Origin of the sequence: Paenibacillus sp. Pae15 (genome assembly GCF_024519685.1) — a bacterium.
Classification (GTDB): domain Bacteria; phylum Bacillota; class Bacilli; order Paenibacillales; family NBRC-103111; genus Paenibacillus_G; species Paenibacillus_G naphthalenovorans.
In genome coordinates, this window is the sequence record NZ_JALJRM010000009.1 from 37,230 (window position 1) to 61,281 (window position 24,052).

Genomic DNA, 24,052 nt, shown 5'->3' on the forward strand with positions numbered 1-24,052 from the left:
ATAAAACCTCAAATGTAACAAGATTGTCAACTTTTCACCGGTAAATTCCAACTTCAATTTCGTTAAAATCATCTGTTCACCGGTTGTATGCCGGAGACATTGACGTGCCGCCCCAAAAGGGTCAAATGCGGCCGTGATTTCTTGAACCTTCCACGTAAATATAAAATGTCCATTTCTTCTAATATTTATAACGTTCAGACATGCCGAAATTCAATGTTAGGCATTTAGTCCCGCAGCGAAAGGGGATCGACGGGAAAAAAGTTATCAACGTCCAGTCGAACATCACGAAAAAGGGGTAACCCGATAAGTGAGCATTTCACTTAAAGGGTCAGCCCTTCCTGTCATCTGCCTTCAATAAATGGCTTCCGAAGGCATCGTTACACCACTGCGTCTTCCATCTCCTTCAACCGCTGACGGTAATCCTCCGAACGGGCGGTGTCCCGTTCAAGAATCGGTTTTAAATACTTGCCCGTATAGGAGGCTTCGACGTTTACGATATCTTCCGGTTTACCGGTAGCTACAATCGTTCCTCCGCGATTTCCGCCCTCCGGTCCGAGGTCGATGATATAATCGGCCGTCTTGATCACATCAAGATTATGTTCAATGACAAGTACGGAATCGCCGTTCTCCACTAAACGGTGCAGCACTTTAAGCAGACGGTCGATATCGTGGATATGCAGGCCTGTGGTCGGTTCATCGAGAATATAGATCGTCTTGCCGGTACTGCGCCGGTAGAGCTCTGCAGCCAGCTTCACACGCTGCGCTTCGCCGCCCGAAAGTGTCGTAGCAGGCTGTCCAAGGTTCACATATCCGAGCCCGACATCCAGCAATGTCTGAAGCTTCCTGTGGATACGAGGAATGTTTTTAAAGAACTCGCAGGCGTCCTCGATGGTCATCTCCAGTACATCCGAGATACTTTTCCCCTTGTATTTGACCTCCAGTGTTTCCCGGTTGTACCGCTTGCCCTTGCACACCTCGCACGGAACATAGACATCCGGCAGAAAATGCATTTCTATTTTGATAATCCCGTCGCCGCGGCAAGCCTCGCAGCGTCCGCCCTTCACATTGAAGCTGAACCGGCCTTTCTTGTAGCCCCGTACCTTCGCTTCGTTCGTCGCCGAGAAAAGATCACGAATATCGTCGAATACGCCCGTATAGGTAGCCGGGTTGGAACGGGGCGTCCGCCCGATCGGAGACTGGTCGATGTCAATGACTTTATCGATATGCTCCAGCCCTTTAAACTCCTTATATTCACCTGGACGCACCTTGGCCCCGTTTAGCTCTTTGGCCAGTGTTTTGTACAAAATCTCATTGATCAGCGTACTCTTGCCCGAGCCCGAAACGCCAGTCACGCAGGTGAACACGCCCAGTGGAATCTTGACATTCACACCCCGCAGATTATTTTCTTTGGCGCCCCGGATTTCCAGCCACTTGCCGTTAGGCTTACGGCGCTCCGCCGCAATCGGGATAAACTTGCGGCCGCTCAGATATTGCCCCGTCAGGGAGTTGGGATCCTCCATGACCTCTTTCGGCGTGCCTTGAGAGATCACCCTGCCACCGTGAATGCCCGCCCCCGGTCCGATGTCAATGATATAATCCGCAGCCAGCATCGTATCCTCGTCATGCTCTACCACAATCAGCGTATTGCCGAGGTCGCGCATGTGCTCCAATGTCTTGATCAACCGGTCATTGTCCCTCTGATGCAGACCGATGCTCGGTTCGTCCAGAATATACAGCACGCCCATTAAGCTGGAGCCAATTTGCGTAGCCAACCTGATCCGCTGCGCTTCCCCGCCGGATAAGGTGCCTGCCGCGCGATGCAGCGTTAAATAATCCAGCCCTACATTCACCAGGAAACCGAGTCTTGCTTTGATTTCTTTAAGGATCAGGTGTGCGATCTGCAGCTCCCGGTCGGTCAGGGTGAGCGATTCAAACCACTCCTGTGCCTCGCCGATGGACAGCGACGTTACATCGGAAATGTTTTTCGAATTAATGAAGACTGCGAGCGACTCAGGCTTCAGACGGTGTCCTTTACATTTGCCGCAAGCCTTCGCGCTCATATACGTTTCGATGTGCTCACGAATGCCGTCGGAGAACGTCTCCCGGTAACGGCGCTCCAGGTTGTGCACAATTCCCTCAAAGGCGACCATAGCTTCTTTTTTATGGCCAAAATCATTCTCGTAACGGAAGCGCACCTTTTCCCCGCCCGTTCCGTAAAGCAGCTTCTGCATATGGTCCTTGCTGAGCTCGGCAACCGGCTTATCCTGCGGGATTCCGTAATGTTCGCACACGGCCGCCAAAAACTGCGGGTAATAGTTGGAGGTGCTGCCGGCCCATGCTTCAAAAGCCCCTTCGCGGATCGTCAGCTTCGGGTTTGGCACGAGCATCTCGGGGTCAACCACCATCTTCTGTCCGAGACCGTCACACTCGGGGCAAGCACCAAACGGACTATTAAACGAAAACATCCGCGGCGCCAGCTCCTCGATGCTAAAGCCGCATTCCGGACAGGCCAAATTTTGGCTGAACAAGAGCTCCTCCTGTTCCATCACATCGACGATAACGCGGCCTTCCGCCAGCTTCAGCGCGGTCTCCAATGAGTCTGCCAAGCGGGTCTCGATATCTGCCTTCACCACAATACGGTCGACAACGACTTCAATATTGTGTTTTTTGTTTTTCTCCAGCGTAATCGATTCCGATAACTCCCGGATTTCACCGTTGACCCGCACCCGTACAAAGCCCTGCTTTTGAATCTCCGCTAGCAGCTTCGTATGCTCGCCTTTGCGTCCGGAGACGATCGGCGCCAAAATTTGCAGCTTTGTCCGCTCCGGATACTCCATGATCCGGTCGACCATTTGTTCAACCGTTTGCGAAGTAATTTCGATGTGGTGCACCGGACAATGCGGGCGTCCAATACGTGCAAACAGCAGGCGCAGATAATCATAGATTTCGGTTACCGTTCCGACCGTGGAACGCGGATTTCGGCTTGTCGTTTTCTGGTCGATCGAAATGGCGGGTGACAATCCGTCGATCGAGTCGACATCCGGCTTATCCATCTGACCCAGGAACTGCCGTGCATAGGCGGACAGAGACTCTACGTACCGTCTCTGTCCTTCGGCATAAATCGTATCGAATGCTAGCGAAGATTTGCCAGAGCCGCTAAGCCCCGTAAGTACGACGAACTTATCCCGCGGTATGGTGACGTCGATATTTTTTAGATTGTGCGCTCTTGCGCCTTTAATTACGATATTGTCTCTGGCCACTCGCCTGTCCACCCTTCCCTTCGTTACAGCTCCGCCTTCAGCTCAAGCACAGCATCGCGCAGCTCTGCCGCGCGTTCGAACTGCAGGTTTTTGGCTGCTTCCTTCATTTCCTTCTCCAACCGTTCGATCAACGACATCCGGTCCTTCTTGGACATCTTGGTCTGCTTGATATCCGCCAAATATTCCGTCTTCTGCTCGGCGACTTTCGTCGCTTCAATCACATCGCGCACTTTCTTTTGTATCGTTTGCGGCGTTATGCCGTGCTTTTCGTTATATGCCATCTGAATGCGGCGGCGGCGTTCGGTTTCTTGAATCGCTTTGGCCATGGAGTCTGTGATCTTATCGCCGTACATGATGACACGACCGTTCGCGTTCCGTGCAGCGCGGCCAATCGTCTGAATAAGCGATCGTTCGGCGCGAAGAAAGCCTTCCTTATCCGCATCGAGTATGGCCACCAGCGACACCTCCGGAAGGTCAAGTCCTTCCCGTAATAGGTTGATCCCTACCAGCACGTGGAATACGCCAAGCCGCAGTTCCCGTAAGATTTGCATGCGCTCCAGCGTCTTGATATCCGAATGCAGGTAGCGCACCTTGATGCCGATTTCTTTGAGATAGTCGGTTAAATCTTCCGCCATTTTCTTAGTCAGCGTCGTCACCAGCACGCGTTCGTCCTTCTTGATGCGGTCCTGAATTTCTCCGACCAGATCGTCGATTTGGCCCTTCGTGGGTCTGACGTCGATCTCCGGATCCACCAGTCCGGTGGGCCGGATGATTTGCTCGACCATTTCCGGACAGTGCTCGATTTCGTACGGTCCCGGCGTAGCCGATATATATAAGATCTGATTGATCTTTTGTTCGAATTCTTCGAATCGGAGAGGCCGGTTATCCAGCGCCGACGGAAGCCGGAAGCCGTGCTCCACCAATACTTCCTTGCGCGCCCTGTCGCCGTTGTACATGCCCCGAATCTGCGGAAGCGTGACATGGGATTCATCAACGATGATCAGCATATCGTCCGGAAAATAATCCAGCAGCGTGTATGGTGTGGCTCCGCGTTCGCGGAATGTCAGCGGACCGGAATAGTTCTCAATGCCCGAGCAAAAGCCCATTTCCTGCATCATCTCAATGTCATAGCGTGTACGCTGCTCCAGCCGCTGGGCTTCCAGCAGCTTACCCTGTCCTCTCAGCTCGGCCAGCCGTTCCTCCAGCTCCCGTTCAATATTGACGAGCGCCCGCTTCATATTATCCTCGTGGGTTACGAAGTGCGATGCCGGAAAAATGGCGATGTGATCCCGTTGGCCGATAATTTCGCCCGTTAGCACGTCGATCTCCGTAATCCGTTCGATCTCGTCTCCGAATAACTCGATGCGAACCGCCTGTTCCCCCCGTGAAGCCGGGAATATTTCAATGACATCACCGCGGACACGGAATGTGCCGCGGACAAAGTTAAAATCATTTCTCTGATATTGAATATCGATCAACCGATGCAAAATTTCATTGCGGGAGCGTTCCATCCCCACCCGCAGCGACAAAACCAAATTGCGATACTCCATTGGCGAACCGAGACCGAAAATACAGGACACGCTGGCCACGATGATCACATCTCTGCGTTCAAACAAGGAACTCGTAGCGGAGTGCCGCAGCTTATCAATTTCTTCGTTGATGCTGGAATCCTTCTCGATGTAAGTGTCTGTCGACGGGATATACGCCTCGGGCTGATAATAGTCATAGTAGCTTACAAAATACGATACTGCATTATTCGGGAAAAACTCCTGCAGCTCGCTGCATAACTGCGCAGCGAGCGTCTTATTGTGAGCAATCAGCAGTGTAGGCCGGTTCAACTGGGCAATAACATGAGCCGCCGTAAACGTTTTGCCTGTGCCCGTCGCTCCTAGCAGTGTTTGGTGTTTCTGTCCCGAACGAATGCTTTCCACCAGACGCCTGATCGCTTCCGGCTGGTCTCCCTGAGGCTCGAATTCCGATACCAGCTGAAACTTCTTATCGCTTACCACTACCTCGTTCATCTCATCACCCGCTTCATGGAAAAGAGTTCTCTATATAAACTTTTATTTGACTGTTTCCGATGAAATATATAGGCACCAAACGCACAGATTCGATGCTGTCCGACAATTTTTGCTATAGGAATATTTGTTCCCATATATTATACCTTTTTTCCCTCTTTGTTGCAAATGGCTTCCATTTCCTCTTTTTCCAATGAGGAACGTTTACACCGCTAAACCAATCAACCGCGATATGGCTATTATACAAGAAAATCTAGGGGTGGAACCAATCATGGATATCACTGCAGTTCTTGGAATTCTTATCGGTTTAGGAGCTTTGATCGGAGGGTACATCTGGGACGGAGGGCATGTAGAGGCGCTATTCGTCCCCAGCGCGGCATTAATTGTCATCGGGGGCACGATCGGTGCGGTCATTGTCAGCTTTCCGATGTCCCAGTTAAAACAAATCGGCAAGGCCCTGAATATGGCCTTCAAAGAATCCAAAACCGATTCTTCGTTGATCATAGAAGAGCTTGTCGACATGGCTACCTCCGCGAGAAGAGAAGGCGTTCTCTCTCTGGAGCAGCGGGCGTTGGAGCACCCGAACGAATTTCTGCGGGAGGGTCTGGTCATGGTCGTTGACGGAACCGATCCCGAATTAACACGGCAGATTCTCGAGCTGGAAATGGACGCGCTGGAACACCGGCACGAAGGCTGGGCCAAAATGTTCGAAGCGGCGGGAGGCTTCGCGCCGACCATGGGAATTATCGGAACCGTGATGGGTCTTATCCATGTTCTCGGGAACCTGTCCGATCCCGGTTCTCTGGGTCCTGCGATCGCCATTGCCTTCTCCGCTACGTTATATGGCGTTGCTACAGCCAATGTGATTTACCTGCCGATTGCCAACAAAATCAAAACCCGCAGCAAAGAAACTATCGCTGTAATGGAACTAATGCTTGAGGGTATTTTGGCGCTCCAAGCCGGAGAAAATCCCCAGCTGATCAAGAAAAAACTGAATTCCTTCCTTCATCGGGAGAACAAAACCGTTGAAGGCGCAAGTGTAGGTGACAGCGATGGCGAGGAGAAATAGGCGCAAACACCAGCAGCATGAGAATCATGAACGCTGGCTGATCACATATGCCGATTTGATTACGCTGCTGCTGATTTTCTTTGTCGTGATGTACGCCATGAGTAAAATAGATGCCAAGAAATATGATGTATTGTCGCAGGCGCTGAAATCGGAATTTCTCAAAGCCGATTCGATCATGCAGCAGGGGGAAGGTGTCATGGGTGCAGCCAACCCGGCCAAAGGCGGATCGGACGAAACGAAGCGCGAGCAGCAGGAAAAAGAGCATGAAGAAAAGCAGCTTGAGAATTTGCTGGAGCAAATTCAAGCCTATATCGATGAACACCAGCTTCAGACCCAAATTTCAGCGGCCGACACTCCTCGGGGGGTCGCCATTACGTTAAACGACCTGTTCCTGTTCGATCTGGGCAACGCCGAGCTGAAGCCCGCCGCTTTCCCGATCCTGAATCAGCTGGCAAGTCTGTTCCCTTCGCTGGATGCGACCATTAGTATCGAAGGACATACGGACAATCTGCCGCTGGCGACCGGTTCGGTCTTTCGGGATAATTGGGGATTATCCCAAGCCCGTTCATTATCGGTTCTGCGCTATTTCGTCAATCATGCAAAACTTGACGAAAAAAAGTTTATTTCGACCTCGTATGCGGATACCCGGCCGGTGGCGGATAACAACACGCCGGAGAACCGCGCCAAAAACCGTCGCGTAGAAATCGTCGTGCTGAGGGAAAAATCGACCCCTTGAAGGCATGAACACCGAAAGGCGTTTCCAGCCCCTGCTGCAGCAGGAGATTAGGAACGCCTTTCTTACGTTTCTTTTTCTTACATCGACTCTGAATTTCGCTTATTGTTATTCAAGCCTGCAGGTTTACGCCTAAAGTAGGCCCAAATCGAGGTCTGCTTCTCCTCCGCGTAGTATAACGCGTCCTGATCCGGAGCCAGAATGATTCCCAGTTGATGATGATCCCCGGAGAACACCGCCCGTTTCAAAAATTTGCTCTCTCCCGCCAAATTCAATACCTCCAGCTTACAGAAGGCCGAATTTTGCTGCATGGCCAGATGAAGCTCTTGTTTGGTTCGTACAGGCACACCGTTCACTTTATGAACGATTTCCCCCACGACAAGCCCCATTTCCTCAGCCGGACTACCAGGCAAAATCCCCAATATTTTAAGGCCCTTGCTGCTGTGTACGAACAATGGAGTTCTCTTTGCTTCATCCCAGCGGCTGTAGGCGATCAACGCTTCGTGCATGGCAATGCACAGCAAGCAGGCGGCAGCCGTGAGCGCAGGCCACAGTGCTGTCATTCCCGCAAGCAGCAGCAGCGCTGCGGAATACAACACAAGCCAATTTGAGCTGACCTTGACCTTTTCCTTCGGAAGCCTTGACATGGTCATCTCCGTAAAACCGATCATAACGGGAAAGCCAATGACGGTCCAGCCGCTATTCCATAAATCTCCCCCAAGCAGCGGTGTCCACGGAAGCGGTCCAACTCCGCCGTTCTGCACGGGTACCAGCAAAAACAGCGCCACCGGCCAAAATCCTTGAAGCTGGTATCCGCCGACGATTTTACCCCGCTTGCTCTCGAAAAACATCGGCGTACCGAATCGCGCTCCCTGACGGCGTATAAGCATCGCCTCGACCAAATGGAGTATGGCAATAAGCGCCAGCATGGACGGCATATTCACTGCAAGCAATGGTGCCGTGAACCAAGCCCAGGACGCACTGCTGTCCTGCAAAGCCGGAACCGCCAATACAATCGCCTGAAGCACGCCGATGACGCCGATAGCGTAAGCCCAGCACAAAAACCGCACGCGTATCAAAATCAGCAGCAAAGAGATCAACCAGATCAGAATTACCGCTTCAGGTTCGATCGTTGCTCCCACTCCCGCCATGACAACAGAAGCGGCGATGCCGCCGATCCATCCCCACAGTACGGTTCGCCAGGTCTCCGAAAGAAGCGAGTGAAGCTTAGTGGAGAAAAGCTTGCGTTCAAACGCAATTTGCCTGCGGTATTGTAAGAGGATAAACAATATTCCTGCGTAATAAAATGGGTGCATGAACAATTGCAACAGAGCATGAAGCCCTTGAACGCCCAATTCCATAACCCAATTCATGGCCTGCTCCTTCGCCAAATAAGGATAAACGGCTCCGGTGTTCTTTGAAGAACACGAGCGTTTGTCATCTTGATGTCTTGCACCATGCCGACATCTTTTCTGAAACATAAAGACAAGAAGGCCGGGCTTCATTCCTCAAGCCCGCCTTCTTAATACCATTTCGACGCCGATTTCGCTTTTCCTGCCATCGACCGGAATTTGCCGACATCGAAAACCGCCGAATGCCTATTTGATGACCGAATGCATATGCTCCACGGCTGCCTTCAGCTGCAGATCGTTCTTGGTATCGCGGATCGCTTCCAAAATTGCTTTCTCCAGCTTTCCGGCCGTGGCCGTATCTACTTCCCCGGTCACCGGAAGGTTGTTCATCCGCTGGAACGCTTTGACTGCGAGAGCCGTTTTGTCGCTAAAGTACCCGTCCGTACGGTCGGGATTCAGGCCCAACCCCTGCAGCATGATCTGCAGATTTTTGATGTCCTCGTTGTTCATATCCGGCTTCAGCGTCTCTTTTTTACTGAGCGGTGCAACCTTGAAATAGGCCGGCTGTTCTACGGCAATATTGGGTTCGATTCCTTTCTTATGAATCCATGTCCCGTTTGGCGTCAGCCATTTATAGACGGTCATCTTGATATTGCTGCCGTCACCCATTTCCTTCTCGAAGTTCACTTGTACCGTACCTTTGCCGAAGGTGTTTTCGCCGATCAGCTTGCTTCCTGCCGAATCGTGAAGTGCTCCGGCCAATATTTCCGATGCGCTGGCGCTGCCTTTATTAATCAGCACCGAAACCGGATAAGGTTTTCCTGTCCCCTGGGACTTCGTTTCTTCACGTTCTCCCTTTCGGTTTTCGATTTGAACGATCGTCTTGCCTTTAGGGATGAAAGGCTCTACGATTTCCACCACCGCCGAGAGAAAGCCCCCCGGATCGTTTCTTACATCAATAATCAGGCCTTTCATGCCTTGATCTTCCAATTTTTTCAATTCATCTTTAAAATGTTCGGCCGTATTGGTTGCAAATTGACGAATTTCGATTTTCCCGATCTGTCCCGGAAGCATCTCCGCATAGACCGTCTCCACATCGATGTCGTCACGTACGACGATGACAGGTATCGGTTCGGGCGACCCGCTTCTCAAAATCTCGAGCTTGGCCTGCGTCCCCTTCGGACCGCGAATTTTCATAATCGCCTGGTTCAGGGACAGTCCCTCGAGCTTCTCACCGTTCACCGAAACGATGACGTCATTGGCATGCAGTCCCGCCCTTTCCGCGGGAGACCCTTTAATCGGGGCGACAATGACCACTTTTCCGTCCTCAGAGGTCACTTCCGCGCCAATTCCCTGGAACGATGAGGTGATATTCTCATCAAACTGCTCCGCTTCCTTTTGATCCATGTACACCGTAAACGGATCCTCCAGTGTGGACAGCATGCCGTTAATGGCCCCGTTCACGACCTTCTCGCGATCAACCTCCGTTAAAAACTTGCTCTCAATCAACTGGTACGTTTTTGCGATCTTGGAGATATCCTTGCCCGTCAGCCCCGATTGAACATCCGTCTGCAGTCCCGCTTCCTTCCCGACCGAAGCAAAAATGGACGGATGCACTATCGTAAGCGTCATAATGCTGCCGGCAAACATCGACAACAAAACGAATACCAGTACCGTTCGCCCTTTGAAATTCATTTCCGTTTCCACACCGCCTTTGCTGTTCCCTGCTTCTTACAAAACTTGTCTTTTTAGTGTATGACAAGCTCTGCCTATTTATGAACAGCTGGATTAGCGCAAATACGGCTTTGGATCGACAGTCGATTCATTAACCCGCACTTCAAAATGCAGATGGTTTCCCGTAGACCGGCCCGTAGAGCCGACTTCGGCAATCTTCTGCCCGCGTTTGACGGAATCGCCTTTCTTGACAACAATACCATCGTTACGGATGTGTCCATACAATGTCCAGACACCTTTGCCATGATCGATAATGACCGTATTTCCGTAGCCGCTCCACCAACCAGCCAAAATGACTACACCATCTTCTGCAGCCAGAATACTCGTGCCGGCCGGGGCAGGAAGATCAATTCCGCTGTGCGTTGTTTTGCGTCCTGTGAACGGGTCGGTACGCGTTCCGAAATCGGATGACATCCGAACGACATTCGGCAGCGGATAGGCAAACTTACCTCCGCTGTAGGTGTATGCCGGAGCGTAATTTTGACCCTGCTTGGACGCTGATGCCGCTCTTTGCTGCTCCAGCTCCCTTGCCCTTGCCTGCTGGTACGACCGCTGCTTCGCCGCTTCCTCCCTGGCTAACTTCAGCATTTGCCGCTCTTCTTCCTGGCTGATATCTTCAAGTATTCGCTCCTGATCGGACAAGCTCGCGATTTTGACTTGCTTCTCCTTTTCTTTGACTTCAAGCTCCGCTTTGATCGCCGTCGATTGAGCGATTAAATTGGCAATCTCAGCAAACTGCTTTTCAATGACTTTGCGCTTTTCCGCAACGAGATCGCGATCGCGCTTGTTCGCTTCCAATATTTCCTTATCCTGATTTACGATGGACTTCAGCGCATACAGCCTGTCGAGAAAATCGGTAAAATTGGTCGAGCTGAGCAATACATCGACATAAGAGACAACGCCGTTCATATACATAAGCCGCAATCGCGATTTGAGCATTTGGTCTCGGGAAGTAATGCGCGCTTCGGCTTCATCCAGCTGGGCGGCATTTTCCTCAAGCGAAGCGGTGACCTTGTCCTCCTGGTCCTGCAGCTCATTCAGCTTTTTGTTCGTTGAATCGATTTGCTGCAAAATGGTATTGAGATCATTTGCGGTCTGCTGCTTCTCCTGCTGTACTTGTGCGATTTGCTTTTCCGTTTGCGCAGCTTTTTGCTGAATAGCCGATTTTGTTTTTTTCAACTGATTGAGTTCCTGCTGAATCCGCTGCGACTCCGATAGAGCAAAACCGGACTGCGGTACAAGCAAGGTGCCCAATAAACCGGCAGCTGCGACAAGTGGCAGTAGAGACTTCTTCAATACAGCTCCTCCTCCGACTCTTCATCATCTCAGTCAAGTCTTGGTGGTTTTAACCGTTATACCTTCAAAAATTTCCGAACGGAAATCGTACTGCCCCATATGCCAATCAAAACACCTATGCCGATCAAGAGACCCGCGGTTTCCCAACGGATGCTTTCAAAAGGAAGCAATTCGATGAGCATCAGGTTCAAATCGAGTTGAATCGACTGCATCATCTGCCAATAACCGTAGAGCAGAATGACTACAGGGATTAACGAACCGATCATACCGAGCAGCGCCCCTTCAATAAAGAACGGCCACCGGATAAAAGCATTGGTAGCCCCAACCAGCTTCATAATCGATATCTCGCGCCGGCGGGCCACAATCGTCAGTTTGATGGTATTGGCGATAAGGAACATGGCGGTCAGAGCCAGCCCGACGACAATAACAAGCCCTATGTTGCGGACAATGGACGTGATTTTGAACATCGTTTCCACTGTTCCTTGGCCATAGCTGACGCGCTGAATCGGTTTTTCCGGCTTGCCGTTATTGAGACTGCTGATTTGCTGTGCCACAGCGGCCACTTGTCTGGGCTCCGATACCTCGACGGTAAACGAGTCGTTCAGCGGGTTGTTATCCCCGTCAAAGCCTTCAAGCAGTTGGCGGCCGCTCTCGCCAAGCTTTTCCCGAAGAAAGACAAGTCCTTCTTCTTTGGATACGAAAGTGACTTTATTGACTTGCGGAATAGCCGCAATTTGGCTCTGAAGCAGATTGATTTCATGATCGGGCGTGTTCACTTCCATGTAAACGCGAATTTCCACCTGCTGTTCGATTTGCTGGGCCAGGAAATTAACATTCAGCGTTAACAGCAGAAAAACTCCTAAAATAAACAAAGAAATGGCAATCGAACTGATCGAAGCGAACGACATCCAACCGTTGCGGATGACATTCTTTCCGCCCTCCCGCAGATGCCTTACGGCCGTGCTAATCTTCATAGCCGTATTCACCCCTCGCTTGATCACGCACGATCCTGCCGGACTCGATAGCCAGTACCCTCTTGCGTATCGTATTGACGATTTCTCTGTTGTGTGTTGCCATCACAATCGTGGTTCCACGAAAGTTAATCTCCTCCATCAGTTTCATGATTTCCCACGATGTGTCAGGGTCGAGGTTTCCTGTCGGTTCATCGGCAATAATGACTGATGGCTTGTTGACTATTGCCCGGGCAATAGCCACGCGCTGCTGTTCCCCTCCAGACAGTTGTGTCGGAAGCGAGTTTGCTTTATCTTTCAGGCGGACCAGCTCGAGCACCTCGAGCGTACGCTTCTTGATGACTTTCTTGGGCGCCTCAATAACCTCCATCGCAAAAGCCACGTTCTCAAATACCGTAAGTTTGGGCAGCAGACGAAAATCCTGGAAAATGACGCCAATATTTCGTCTGACATACGGGATTTTGCGCTGTTTCAGCTTTTCCAAATTGAAGCCATTCACGAAAATTGTTCCTTTGGTAGGCCTTTCTTCCCTATAAATCATTTTCATGAAAGTCGATTTGCCGGCACCGGACGGGCCAACGACATAAACAAATTCGCTTTGGTCTACCTTGACGCTGATGCCTTGTAAGGCGTGACTTCCGTCTGGATATGTCTTCCAAACGTCTTGCATTTCGATCACGGTATCACATCCTGAATTTTGCGAGTTTTACCCCATTCAACGGGCAAGCTTGAGCTAGGAAGAAGGACAGATTTCTACCAGACTTATTAAGTTCGACATAGAAACGCAAAATCCTTTATACAGTTTTGATTTTCTACAGATTGTCACATTCATCAAAAAAATTGTTGTATCGTCCGTTATTTATGAGCAGGCCGATCGCCAATTCGACGATTCCGGGCATAACCCGTCATCTTCCGACGCCGCGGCTCTAAGCCAGGCCCGTGATGTTTGAGGCAAGTTTTTGGGCTTGGCCGCATAATTTATGAAGGGAAACGGTTGAGCTTTCAAAAAAGGAGATCTGGGGATGGCCTTTACAAATTCACGTCTGGTCTGGCTGTGGATTAGTGTCCTGACACTATCCTTATCCGCCTTCCTGACCGTTGCCGTCTATGGCTCGCTGCAGCGCATTCCAAGCGATGTGAGGGTCGGAGATTGGGTCATCGGCGGTCTGACCCTGCCCGAATTCGAAAAGCAGTTGGAGGAAAAAAAGAAAAGCCTTTCGGCATTCAAAATTCGGTTACATGTCGAAGGTGGACGCCTGTCCGCTGAACGTACGCTGCAGCAGCTCGGACTGGAAATGAACACGCAGGAGGTGCTTGCCCGGCTCGAGCCGCTAACCTACGGATCGCCTTTTCAGCGGGCGGTTTATCGCTGGCGCCTTCGTCATGAGGTGTTGACGCTGATTCCCCGCTTCCCGGAAGAGAAAGTGCAAGGAGCCTTGAAGGAGGCCTTCCGCGAGGTATATGCCCGTCAGCCGATCAATGCCCGACGGGTGATTGGACCGGATGACACGATTCGTCACATCCCGGAAATCCGGGTACAGCACATCGACGAAGAGAAATTGAAGGAGCAGCTGGAAAAGTTACTCTCTTCCTGGGAGACGCTGTGCGGATCGGAGAATCAGCCGCTTTCCTTAGATGTTCCCATGCGGACCGTAGATCCCCAAATTACGCTGCGTACGCTGCAGGAGCAGGGAATCATTCGAAAAATCAGTGAATTTACAACGAATTTCCCCAATACCCAGTCACCCGCCGCCAGCAGTGAAGGCCGGGTTCACAACGTCCGGTCTACGGCAGCTTCGCTTCAGGATGTCCTGCTAAAGCCAGGTGAAGTGTTCGACTATGCTCCTTATATCGAGCAAACGGAAAAACGGTTCGGCTTCAAGGAAGCGCCGGTCATTGTCAATGGCAAGCTCGTCCCCGGCATCGGCGGCGGCATATGCCAAGTATCGTCCACGCTGTACAACGCCGTACTGAGAGCCGGGCTTACCGTCGTGGAACGGCGAAACCACTCCCTGCCGGTCAGCTATGTACCGCTGGGTCAGGATGCTACCTTTGCAAGCGGACATATCAATTTCAAGTTCCGCAACAGCACGGAGCATGCAGTGCTCATCCGAACAGCAACGGACCGTCACAGCCTGACAGTGAAGTTATTCGGCCAAACACCGCCGGACATCACGTATGAGGTCAAATCGGAAACGGTGGCGACGCTTGCTCCTCCAGTCAAATACGTGCTGAATCCTTCCCTGAAAATCGGTGTACAGGAGACAATATCCAAAGGTAAGCCCGGTTATATCGTCGAAACCTATCGCTACAAGAAACAAAACGGCAGATTGGTTTCCAAAGAGAAGCTTTCGCGCGACACCTATACCGCTCAGCCCACGATCATCGCCTCCAATAGCGGAACGGGCGCAAGCGACCGTTCTTCGCTAGCTCCCGGGGCCGACAAGCCCAAGCTTTTGATCGAGGATGGCGTCCAGGGTCCCCATTTCCGGTAGAAGATCGGGCTCTAATGACTTGAAAGCATTACACCGGCCGAGGCGCTTGGCTGACGTTTATGCCCCCCTGCTCCGTGATCCGGCAAGCAGCCGCAGTACACGCCTGGAACGACCTTGCCGGCACATTGATGGGGCGCCCATCGGCCAATGATCCGGCCGGGGCGCCCCGTTAAACGATTTCCGCTATTATCTGCTTTTCTCGTAATACTCTTCAAACCATGCGTTCGATCCGGCCAGAGCGGCTTCCGCACGCTCGATCGCCCCGGCCACCTGAGCCTCCGCCGTTCCGCCGTATACGTTCCGCGCGTTCACGACGCTCTCCGGCTGCAGTACGGTGTAAATATCCTGATCGAACAGCTTGGAGAATTGATGAAACTCCTCCAGCTTCAGGTCAAGCAGGTACTTTTGATTTTGAATGCAATAGAGCACCGTTTTGCCGATCACTTCATGCGCTTGACGGAACGGCATGCCCTTGTTCACCAAATAATCGGCGATATCGGTCGCATTGGAGAAGTCCTGGTTCACCGCTTGCCGCATCCGATCCTTGTTCACCTTCATCGTGGCAATCATCGGAGCGTACAGCTGCAAAGCGCCCTGCAGGGTGCGAACCGTGTCGAACATGCCCTCCTTGTCTTCCTGCATGTCCTTGTTGTAGGCCAGCGGGAGCGACTTGAGTACCGTCAGGAGACCAAACAGATTGCCGTACACACGGCCCGTTTTGCCGCGCACAAGCTCGGCCACGTCCGGATTTTTCTTCTGCGGCATAATGCTGCTTCCGGTACAGAAGGCGTCGTCCAGCTCGATGAAACGGAACTCGGTACTGGACCACAGCACGAATTCCTCGCTAAGCCGCGACAAATGCATCATAATCATCGAAGCGTTCGACAAAAACTCAAGAATAAAGTCGCGATCGCTAACCGCATCAAGCGAATTTTCGTATACCCCGTCGAAACCGAGCTTTTGCGCAACAAAATGGCGGTCGATCGGGAATGTCGTCCCGGCCAGAGCCCCGGCCCCAAGCGGCAGCATGTTGACGCGTTTGTAGCTTTCCTGCAAACGCTCGATATCCCGCTGGAACATCGAAACATACGCCATCAGATGATGAGCGAACAAGATCGGCTGCGCCCGCTGCAAATGTGTGTAGCCCGGCACAATCGTATCCAGGTTTTGTTTGGCCTGCTCGATAAGCGCCTCCTGCACTTTGTTCAAAAGCCCGACAAATTCGACGACGCGCTTGCGCAGCCACAGGTGCATATCCGTCGCTACCTGGTCATTCCGGCTGCGCCCGGTATGAAGCTTACCGCCGACGGAACCGACCTCATCGATCAATGCCTTCTCAATGTTCATATGGATATCCTCATCGCTGATCGAGAACTCCAGTTCACCGCGGCGAATCATGCCCTGTACCTTCAGCAGACCGTCTTTGATTTTGTCTACGTCCTCCTCCGGAAGAATCCCGCATTTACCCAGCATCGTCACGTGCGCAAGGCTGCCTTGAATGTCCTCCTCAGCGAGTTCCTTATCGAACAGGATTGAAGCCGTATATTCTTCCACCAGTTGGTCTGTTTTTTTCGTAAAACGTCCACCCCAAAGCTTAGACACAACATTGCCCCTCCTCATATATATAGGCTTAGGGCTTTCCAAAGGCGGAAAACCCTAAGCTCTTAACCGCATTGCAATTTATTTTCCTGCTTTCTGCTGCTCTACGCCGGAAGCGACGCGCAAACGCAGCGCATTCAGGCGGATAAAGCCGGTAGCGTCGCCTTGATTGTAAGCCTGCGTCGGATCGGCTTCCATCGTCGCAATGTTCGGATTGTACAAGCTCACCGGACTCTTCACGCCGGCAGCAATGACATTGCCCTTGTACAGCTTGAGACGAACCGTACCGCTTACGTTCTTCTGGCTTTCGGTCACGAGCGCCTGTAAAGCCAGACGCTCCGGCGCGAACCAGAAGCCGTTGTACACGAGCGATGCGTAACGCGAAATCAGCGAGTCACGCAAATGCATGACTTCGCGGTCCATCGTGAGCGACTCCATTTTGCGGTGCGCGGTAAACAAGATTGCACCGCCCGGTGTTTCATACACGCCGCGGCTCTTCATGCCGACAAAGCGGTTTTCCACCATATCCACGCGGCCTATGCCATGCTTGCCCCCAAGCTCGTTAAGCTTTTCCATCACATGAAGAGGAATCATCCGTTCGCCGTTTACGGCTACACAGTTGCCCTGTTCGAATTCCAGCTCGACATACTCGGCTTGGTCCGGAGCATCCTCCGGATCCACGCTGAGCAGGTACATGTCTTTATTCGAAGGTGCGCTGGCATCAAACCACGGATCCTCCAATACGCCGCTCTCATAGCTGATATGAAGCAGATTGCGGTCCATCGAATAGGGTTTGGAAGCCGATGCCGTAACCGGAATGCCGTGCTTTTCCGCATAAGCAATCATTTCTGCGCGTCCCGGGAACTGCTCGCGGAACTGCTCCAAGCGCCAAGGCGCGATGACTTCGATGTCCGGAGTCAATGCAGCAGCCGCCAGCTCGAAACGAACCTGGTCGTTCCCTTTGCCTGTAGCGCCGTGCGCAATCGCTGTAGCGCCTTCCGCACGGGCGATCTCGACCATCCGCTTCGCGATCAATGGACGCGCAATGCTTGTGCCGAGCAGGTATTGACCTTCATACAGCGCACCCGCCTGAAACATGGGATAAATAAAGTCGCGGGCAAATTCTTCGCGCAGGTCATCGATGTACACCTTGGAGGCGCCTGTGTTCAGCGCTTTTTCCTCCAGTCCGTCAAGCTCTTCCTTCTGCCCGATATCGGCTGTAAAAGCGATAATTTCCGCATCGTACGTTTCCTTCAACCATTTCAAAATGATCGACGTATCCAAACCGCCTGAATACGCCAAAACAATTTTTTGCTTTGCCATTCGTTTCCGCTCCCTTAAGCTAATTCTACATAATTGCAGCCATGACCGCTTTTTGCGCGTGCAGACGGTTTTCTGCCTGATCGAAAATGACCGAATTCGGCCCGTCAATGACACTCTCGGAAACTTCTTCCCCGCGATGCGCCGGCAGGCAGTGCATGAACAGATAATCCTTTTTCGCGTATTTCACGAGCTCATCGTTCACTTGATAATGCTTGAACGCGATCTCCCGCTCCTTCTGCTCCGCCTCGAAGCCCATGCTCGCCCAAACATCCGTATATACGACATCGGCATCCGCAATCGCTTCCTTGGGATCTGTGCCTACGTAGATGCTGGCGCCCATCTTTGAGGCCATATCACGGGACATCTCAAGCACTTCCTTGTCCGGCTCATAACCTTCCGGCGTCGCCACCGCAAAATTCACGCCGAGCTTAGCCGCACCCATTAACAGAGAGTGTACCATATTATTCCCGTCGCCGATATAAGCTACTTTGAGCCCTTGCAAACGGCCTTTTTTCTCAAAGATCGTCTGGTAATCCGCCAGGGCCTGGCAAGGATGCGACAGATCCGTCAAGCCGTTAATCACAGGGACGGTAGCCCCCCGGGCCAGCTCGATCACCGTGCGGTGGGCGTACGTACGTATCATAATGCCATCGAGATACCGAGACATCGTCTGCGCCGTATCGTGAATCGTCTCCCCGCGGCCGATCTGCAGATCGTTCTTGCTGAGGAACAGGGCGTGACCGCCCAGCTGATACATCCCGACTTCAAAAGAAACCCGGGTCCGAGTGGAAGACTTCTCGAAAATCATCCCGAGCGTCTTTCCTTTGAGCGGCTGGTACACCTCTCCTGCTTTTTGCTTCTTTTTCAATTCAATCGCCAAATGGATTAAATATTCAATCTCCTCTGGCGCATAATCCACCAACCCGATGAAATCGCGTCCTTTAAGCTGAACCGCCATATCCTGTTCAGTTGCTCCCGGCATGGATACATCCCCTTTCTGTTTATCCGTGATACCAGCTGATATTAAACCGCAGCCCCGGCCTTTTTCGCTAAAATGCCGCAGATCGCCTGGATGCCGCGATCCAGATCTTCTTTTGAGATCAAGAGGCTTGGAGCCAACCTGATCACGTTCGGTCCTGCCGATACGACGAGTATGCCCTCCGCATGCAGCTCGCTAATCAGCTCCGCCGCCGGCCGGTTAAGCCCGATACCGATCAGCAGTCCTAATCCGCGAATCTGCTGTACAAGCGGATTGCCCGCCAGCTTTTGCTCCAGCTCGCCGATAACGTATTGGCCAAGCTCCGCCGCCCGCTCCGGCAGCTTCTCCTCGAGTATCGTCTCCACCGTAGCAACCCCTGCCGCAGTGGACAAATAATTGCCACCGAACGTGGAGCCGTGGCTCCCCGCGGAAAACGCTTCGCGCAGCTTCTCTTTACCGAGCATCGCGCCGATCGGCATGCCGCTGCCGAGGCCTTTGGCCAGTGTGAACACATCGGGCTCGATGCCGTAATGCTCATAGGCGAACAGCTTGCCTGTACGGCCCATACCGGTCTGAATTTCGTCAACGATCAGCAGCAATCCGTGCTGCTCGCACAGCTCCGCGACCCGTTTGACGAATGCCGGATCCGCCGGATTCACGCCGCCTTCCCCCTGCACCATTTCCAGCATAATCGCACATGTCCTGTCGCCGATCAGCTTTTCCAAAGCTTCCGCATCGTTAAAAGGCGCATACACGAAGCCTTCCGGAAGCGGAGCGAAGCCTTCCTTCACTTTGTCTTGACCAGTCGCCGTCAGCGTAGCCAGCGTCCGTCCATGGAACGACATGTGGAAGGTGATGATCTCGAAACGTTCCGGCTTGCCGATGACATTCTGGAAGTAACGCCGCGCCAGCTTGATCGCCGCCTCGTTCGCCTCCGCTCCGCTGTTGCAGAAAAACGCCGCATCCGCACAGCTGTTAGCGACCAGCAGCTCCGCCAGCTTCTGCTGATCCGGGATGTGAAACAGGTTGCTCGTATGCCAGAGCGTATCGACTTGATTTTTCAGGCGTTCCTTCACCTGCTTCGGAGCATGGCCCAGGTTGGTCACCGCCAGCCCGCACATCAGGTCCAAATATTCTTTGCCGTTCTCATCCCACAGCCTGCTGCCTTCCCCCTTCACAAATGTGAGCGGGTAACGTCCGTAGTTCGGAAACAATGCGCTTTGAGACTCTCCCATGTCGTTCACTCCTTCATCCTTCAAAAAGGTTCTTTATTGCCTGACGATGCGCGTTCCGATGCCGCCGCCCTTGAGCGCTTTGCTCAGCACTTGCGGCTCAGCTCCGTTGACGATCACAACCTCGCGCACCTTTCCTTGAATACATTGCACCGCCGCGCGCACTTTCGGGATCATTCCGCCGTAAATTTCGCCGCTTGCGATCATTTCATCGATTTCCTGCACCGTCACGGAGGGCAGCACCCTTTTCTCTCCGTCTACGGTCTTCATAATTCCCGGAACGTCCGTTACCACGATCATCCGCTCCACGCCGATATGAGACGCTACCGCCCCTGCCGCCGTGTCCGCATTGATATTGTAGCGCTGGCCGCCGTCGGTTCCAATACCTACAGGCGCGATGACCGGTATATAACCCATGTCCACGATACCCTGTACGAGCTCAGCGTTCACATGCGTTACATCGCCGACAAGCCCGACCTCATCAGCGTTGGCCACTGGCGCCGCTTGAATCAGGTGGCCGTCGACTCCGGAGAGGCCGAGCGCTTTGGCTCCGGAGCGCTGGATTTTGCGGACAATCTCTTTGTTAATTTGTCCCGCAAGCACCATTTCGACTACATCCAGCACGGCTTCGTTCGTCCGGCGCAGGCCGTTCACGAACTCGGTCTCAATGCCGAGCTTTCCCAGCGTGTCCGATATGGCCGGACCTCCGCCATGGACGATGACCGGAATCAGGCCTTCCTCCTGCAGCCTTTTCAAATCCTCAAAAAAAACATCCGGCAGCGCCGCCAGCGTACTGCCGCCGCATTTCATTACAAAACAATTGCTCATCCGAACCGTTTCCCCTTTTTGATCGGCCGTGCCCTTTCCCGTTCCAGTCCAGGCCGCAAAAATACTCTTTTATTTGTATATGTACGCACTATGTCCTATAAGCTGCGTTGATCCTTACATAATCATACGTCAAATCGCAGCCCCAGCCGGTGGCGGTATGGTTACCCATGTTCAGATTCACATGGATTTGCACGAACTCGCCCTTCAGATATTCGGCCGCCCGTTCCTCATCGAATTTCACCGGACGCGACTGCGTCAGCACGACAATGTCGCCAAGGCGGATGTCTACCGTCTCCGTTTGCACCGGATGCCCCGCACGGCCGACGGCCGCAATAATGCGTCCCCAGTTCGCATCGGCGCCGAAGCAGGCGGATTTCACCAAACTCGAGCCGATCACGGTTTTGACGATGGCGCGCGCCGCTTCCCGGGATGCCGCGCCGCTCACCGTTACCTCGATCAGCTTGGTCGCGCCTTCGCCGTCGCGAGCGATCGCTTTGGCCAAATATTCACCGACATAGTGGAAGGCTGCCGCAAACGCCGGCCAGTCTTTATGCTCCGGTGTCAGGCTCTCTCCGCCCGCAAGGCCGCTTGCCATGACAACGACCATATCGTTCGTGCTCGTATCGCCGTCCACTGTAATCATATTGAAAGTGGAATCCGTAACCTCGTTCAGCAGCTTTTGCAGGTGTGCGCTATCGATGTTCGCATCCGTCGTCATGAACCCGAGCATCGTTGCCATGTTCGGATGAATCATGCCCGAGCCCTTCGCCGCGCCGGCGATATGGACCGTACGGCCGTCCACGGTCAGGCTGACACAAATCTCCTTTTTCACCAGATCCGTCGTAAGAATCGCCTGGCAGAAATCGTCCCCGCCGTCAGCCTTCACCTCGCCCGGCAGCCTCTCGATCCCACTTAGCACCTTGGGCATCGGCAGCAGCTCGCCGATCACGCCTGTAGACGTGACGCCGACCAGATGCTCGGCGACGCCGAACGCCTTGGCGCCCGCCGTTCGCATGGCACGGGCATCGTCTTCTCCCTGCTGACCGGTGCATGCGTTCGCGTTCCCGCTGTTCACGAGCATCACCTGCAGGGTACCTCCTTGCGCAATGCTCTCTTGAGTCACGCGCAACGGCGCCGCCTGAAATTGGTTCAGCGTATACACGCCTGCAGCCTGCGCCGGCACCTCGCACACGATGGCGCCAAGATCGTGGCGCTCCGTCTTTTTCAGACCGCAGTGCAGTCCGCCTGCCCGAAATCCTTTCGGTGTCGTTACGGACCCTTCCGATAAGATCACGAACGAATCCTTGCCTAACATAGCCATCCTTCTCCTCACCGTTCCTTAGCGCGTTATGGATACACCGGGGTGAATGCAAGACCCGTCGCTTCATCCCAGCCCATCATCAAATTCAAGTTTTGGACCGCCTGCCCGGCCGCGCCCTTTACAACATTATCTATAACGGATATAATCGTCAAACGACCCGTCCGCGGATCAAGGGACAAGCCGATATCGCAATAATTGGAGCCCCATACTTCTTTCGTGGCCGGATACTTGCCTTTGTCACGAATACGGACGAATCTGCGTCCCTCGTAGTATTTGCGGTAAAGATCGAATATCTCGTCCTCGCTGCGGCGTTCTTTCAGGTTTACATAAATGGTCGACAGGATTCCCCTTGTCATCGGAACAAGGTGAGTCGTAAATGTCATGACGATCTCTTCACCGGCCAGACGGCTCAGCGTCTGCTCAATCTCCGGCGTATGCTGATGCTTATTTACTTTGTAGGCAAGAAAATTCTCATTAATTTCCGAATAATGAACCGTCAGACTGAGCCCGCGGCCCGCTCCCGACACGCCCGATTTCGCATCCGCAATGACGGATTTCGGATCCATCCAACCGCTCGCTGCAATCGGAGCCAGCCCCAGCAGCGTGGCGGTCGGGTAACAGCCGGGGTTCGAAATAAACTCAGCCCCCCGTATCTCATCGGCGAAGACCTCGGCCAATCCGTAAACCGCCTTTGCGATATAAGCGGGATCCGCAGCCTTGTGTTTGTACCAGGCTTCGTAATCCCTGCCGGATTTCAGACGAAAATCACCGGAGATATCGATCACTTTCAACCCCGCATCGATAAGCTTCGGCGACAGCTCCGTACTTACGCCATGCGGCGTCGCCAGAAAAACAACATCCGCCTTCTCCCGGATCAAATCGACATCCACGGCATCCAGCTTATCGGTCAGGATTTGATTCAAATGCGGATATCCGTCCGCGATCGACGCCCCGGCGTTGGAAGACGAGATCACCGAAGTGATGGCCACATGCGGATGCGCCAGCAAAAGCCGGATGAGCTCTACCCCCCCGTAGCCCGTCGAACCGACGATGGCCGCTCTTAATTTCGTAGACATGGTTCCGTTCCCTCCACATAAAAACTATGTATTATTATACATTCGAAAGTATAATAATTCAATGCGTTTCCTCTTATATATATGGCCTGTTCATGATGATTTCCGCACCAAATCCAGCCTTTCGGGCAACTGACGTTATTCCCCCTTCTCATCGTAACCCACCCAGGCGGCTCAATCAAGAGCAACGTCTCCGTTTGAGTCGAAATGGCCTTTTTTATCTTGAAACAGCTATCCGTGCATGCTAAAATAGATTTGGAGAAAACGTTGCCACAAAACGGAGCTGTTCGGAATGAATAAAACAGAAGCCGAATTCAGTAATTTGGTGAAGGCGTTTCGTAAACGCCATATAGGAAAGGGACCTCGTGAGATTCGCACCACTTTCTGCAAAAACTGGGCGATCTGCGAAATGGAAGGGCATCTGTCCCCCGTAGAGAAATTTATTGCTTCCGCAAGCGACGGCAAGCATGCGCTTCGTACAGCCCGGACCGAAATGATCAAGGAAATGTACCGGACCAACCGTCCTGTCGAAATGGAAGAGCTTCTTGGGGCACAGTTCCTCGATTTGTTTCTGGATATTGATTTGGATAAAGATGTAGGCATGAGCATTTTTGTATTCGATCAGGATATTCAAAAGAAATTTTGCTCCTCATAAGAATATACACACTAAAATACATGTGCCGTTGGCACTTGGCAGCGAACCTGCTCAAGACTAACCGCCGCAACAGATTCAATCCTTTATTCCGACTAACGGACTTGAGGAAACCGA

General features: G+C 52.6%; 18 protein-coding genes. 4 read left to right on the forward strand and 14 right to left on the reverse strand.

Translation table 11 applies throughout. The features are described 5' to 3' along the window. Positions 1-377: 377 nt before the first annotated feature. Both uvrA and uvrB read right to left on the reverse strand, forming a co-directional pair. Positions 378-3,260: an excinuclease ABC subunit UvrA gene (uvrA, locus tag NR121_RS09705; RefSeq protein ID WP_256831139.1), complete on the reverse strand. Its 2,883-nt coding sequence runs from the start codon at positions 3,258-3,260 to the stop codon at positions 378-380. A 23-nt stretch (positions 3,261-3,283) separates the two neighbouring features. Beyond that, positions 3,284-5,281, reverse strand: a complete 1,998-nt coding sequence (gene uvrB / locus NR121_RS09710; protein ID WP_054817652.1) for an excinuclease ABC subunit UvrB — start codon at positions 5,279-5,281, stop codon at positions 3,284-3,286. Positions 5,282-5,549: 268 nt separating this feature from the next. Between uvrB and NR121_RS09715 the strand changes: the two genes are divergently transcribed. Further along, positions 5,550-6,347, forward strand: a complete 798-nt coding sequence (locus tag NR121_RS09715; protein WP_074729032.1) for a flagellar motor protein — start codon at positions 5,550-5,552, stop codon at positions 6,345-6,347. After that, positions 6,331-7,083 carry a flagellar motor protein MotB gene (locus NR121_RS09720; protein WP_074729029.1) on the forward strand — a complete coding sequence of 251 codons (753 nt, stop codon included), beginning with the start codon at positions 6,331-6,333 and terminating at the stop codon, positions 7,081-7,083. The genes NR121_RS09715 and NR121_RS09720 overlap by 17 nt, the downstream gene beginning before the upstream one ends. A gap of 77 nt (positions 7,084-7,160) precedes the next feature. Here NR121_RS09720 and NR121_RS09725 read toward each other — a convergent pair whose 3' ends face one another. The 5 genes from NR121_RS09725 to ftsE form a co-directional block, all read right to left on the reverse strand. Beyond that, a complete protein-coding gene (locus tag NR121_RS09725; protein ID WP_256831140.1) occupies positions 7,161-8,453 on the reverse strand; it encodes a PDZ domain-containing protein in 1,293 nt (430 codons plus the stop codon). A 225-nt stretch (positions 8,454-8,678) separates the two neighbouring features. Next, positions 8,679-10,127 (reverse strand): S41 family peptidase, encoded by a 1,449-nt coding sequence (locus NR121_RS09730; protein WP_256831141.1) that lies wholly within the window; start codon positions 10,125-10,127, stop codon positions 8,679-8,681. Positions 10,128-10,220: 93 nt separating this feature from the next. Next, entirely contained in the window at positions 10,221-11,462 is a 1,242-nt protein-coding gene (locus NR121_RS09735; protein WP_174351630.1) for a murein hydrolase activator EnvC family protein, read from the reverse strand. 56 nt (positions 11,463-11,518) lie between these two features. Continuing rightward, positions 11,519-12,436: a permease-like cell division protein FtsX gene (ftsX, locus tag NR121_RS09740; RefSeq protein ID WP_054817653.1), complete on the reverse strand. Its 918-nt coding sequence runs from the start codon at positions 12,434-12,436 to the stop codon at positions 11,519-11,521. Continuing rightward, the gene (gene ftsE / locus NR121_RS09745; protein WP_054817654.1) at positions 12,426-13,112 is read right to left on the reverse strand and encodes a cell division ATP-binding protein FtsE; all 687 of its coding nucleotides are present in this window, start codon (positions 13,110-13,112) and stop codon (positions 12,426-12,428) included. Before ftsE ends, ftsX begins: the two co-directional genes overlap by 11 nt. Positions 13,113-13,455: 343 nt before the next feature. Here ftsE and NR121_RS09750 point away from each other — a divergent pair, with 343 nt between their 5' ends. Continuing rightward, positions 13,456-14,928, forward strand: coding sequence for a VanW family protein (locus NR121_RS09750; protein WP_256831142.1), 1,473 nt, complete (start codon positions 13,456-13,458; stop codon positions 14,926-14,928). 186 nt (positions 14,929-15,114) lie between these two features. Here the strand turns inward: NR121_RS09750 and argH are convergent, their stop codons facing one another. The 7 genes from argH to argC form a co-directional block, all read right to left on the reverse strand. Next, positions 15,115-16,530, reverse strand: a complete 1,416-nt coding sequence (gene argH, locus NR121_RS09755) for an argininosuccinate lyase (protein ID WP_062410117.1) — start codon at positions 16,528-16,530, stop codon at positions 15,115-15,117. A 78-nt stretch (positions 16,531-16,608) separates the two neighbouring features. After that, positions 16,609-17,850, reverse strand: a complete 1,242-nt coding sequence (locus tag NR121_RS09760) for an argininosuccinate synthase (protein WP_062410118.1) — start codon at positions 17,848-17,850, stop codon at positions 16,609-16,611. Positions 17,851-17,875: 25 nt separating this feature from the next. Next, entirely contained in the window at positions 17,876-18,832 is a 957-nt protein-coding gene (argF, locus tag NR121_RS09765) for an ornithine carbamoyltransferase (protein WP_062410119.1), read from the reverse strand. A 41-nt stretch (positions 18,833-18,873) separates the two neighbouring features. Then, the gene (locus tag NR121_RS09770) at positions 18,874-20,064 is read right to left on the reverse strand and encodes an acetylornithine transaminase (protein ID WP_054817655.1); all 1,191 of its coding nucleotides are present in this window, start codon (positions 20,062-20,064) and stop codon (positions 18,874-18,876) included. Between the two features lie 33 nt (positions 20,065-20,097). Beyond that, positions 20,098-20,889 (reverse strand): acetylglutamate kinase, encoded by a 792-nt coding sequence (gene argB, locus NR121_RS09775; RefSeq protein WP_062410121.1) that lies wholly within the window; start codon positions 20,887-20,889, stop codon positions 20,098-20,100. An 88-nt stretch (positions 20,890-20,977) separates the two neighbouring features. Continuing rightward, the gene (argJ, locus tag NR121_RS09780; protein WP_054817656.1) at positions 20,978-22,210 is read right to left on the reverse strand and encodes a bifunctional glutamate N-acetyltransferase/amino-acid acetyltransferase ArgJ; all 1,233 of its coding nucleotides are present in this window, start codon (positions 22,208-22,210) and stop codon (positions 20,978-20,980) included. Between the two features lie 26 nt (positions 22,211-22,236). After that, on the reverse strand, positions 22,237-23,286 hold the full coding sequence (argC, locus tag NR121_RS09785; RefSeq protein ID WP_054817657.1) for an N-acetyl-gamma-glutamyl-phosphate reductase: 1,050 nt from the start codon (positions 23,284-23,286) through the stop codon (positions 22,237-22,239). 289 nt (positions 23,287-23,575) lie between these two features. On the opposite strand from argC, the gene NR121_RS09790 reads away from it, so the two are divergent. Next, positions 23,576-23,938: a Na-translocating system protein MpsC family protein gene (locus NR121_RS09790; RefSeq protein ID WP_054817658.1), complete on the forward strand. Its 363-nt coding sequence runs from the start codon at positions 23,576-23,578 to the stop codon at positions 23,936-23,938. Positions 23,939-24,052 lie beyond the last annotated feature (114 nt).

Bases quoted from the DNA above. Each gene is read 5' to 3' on its own strand.
- uvrB (WP_054817652.1), bottom strand. From the start codon at position 5,281: ATGAACGAGGTAGTGGTAAGCGATAAGAAGTTTCAGCTGGTATCGGAA.
- NR121_RS09715 (WP_074729032.1), top strand. From the start codon at position 5,550: ATGGATATCACTGCAGTTCTTGGAATTCTTATCGGTTTAGGAGCTTTG.
- NR121_RS09720 (WP_074729029.1), top strand. From the start codon at position 6,331: ATGGCGAGGAGAAATAGGCGCAAACACCAGCAGCATGAGAATCATGAA.
- NR121_RS09725 (WP_256831140.1), bottom strand. From the start codon at position 8,453: ATGAATTGGGTTATGGAATTGGGCGTTCAAGGGCTTCATGCTCTGTTG.
- NR121_RS09730 (WP_256831141.1), bottom strand. From the start codon at position 10,127: ATGAATTTCAAAGGGCGAACGGTACTGGTATTCGTTTTGTTGTCGATG.
- ftsX (WP_054817653.1), bottom strand. From the start codon at position 12,436: ATGAAGATTAGCACGGCCGTAAGGCATCTGCGGGAGGGCGGAAAGAAT.
- NR121_RS09750 (WP_256831142.1), top strand. From the start codon at position 13,456: ATGGCCTTTACAAATTCACGTCTGGTCTGGCTGTGGATTAGTGTCCTG.
- NR121_RS09760 (WP_062410118.1), bottom strand. From the start codon at position 17,850: ATGGCAAAGCAAAAAATTGTTTTGGCGTATTCAGGCGGTTTGGATACG.
- argF (WP_062410119.1), bottom strand. From the start codon at position 18,832: ATGCCGGGAGCAACTGAACAGGATATGGCGGTTCAGCTTAAAGGACGC.
- NR121_RS09770 (WP_054817655.1), bottom strand. From the start codon at position 20,064: ATGGGAGAGTCTCAAAGCGCATTGTTTCCGAACTACGGACGTTACCCG.
- argB (WP_062410121.1), bottom strand. From the start codon at position 20,889: ATGAGCAATTGTTTTGTAATGAAATGCGGCGGCAGTACGCTGGCGGCG.
- argJ (WP_054817656.1), bottom strand. From the start codon at position 22,210: ATGGCTATGTTAGGCAAGGATTCGTTCGTGATCTTATCGGAAGGGTCC.
- argC (WP_054817657.1), bottom strand. From the start codon at position 23,286: ATGTCTACGAAATTAAGAGCGGCCATCGTCGGTTCGACGGGCTACGGG.
- NR121_RS09790 (WP_054817658.1), top strand. From the start codon at position 23,576: ATGAATAAAACAGAAGCCGAATTCAGTAATTTGGTGAAGGCGTTTCGT.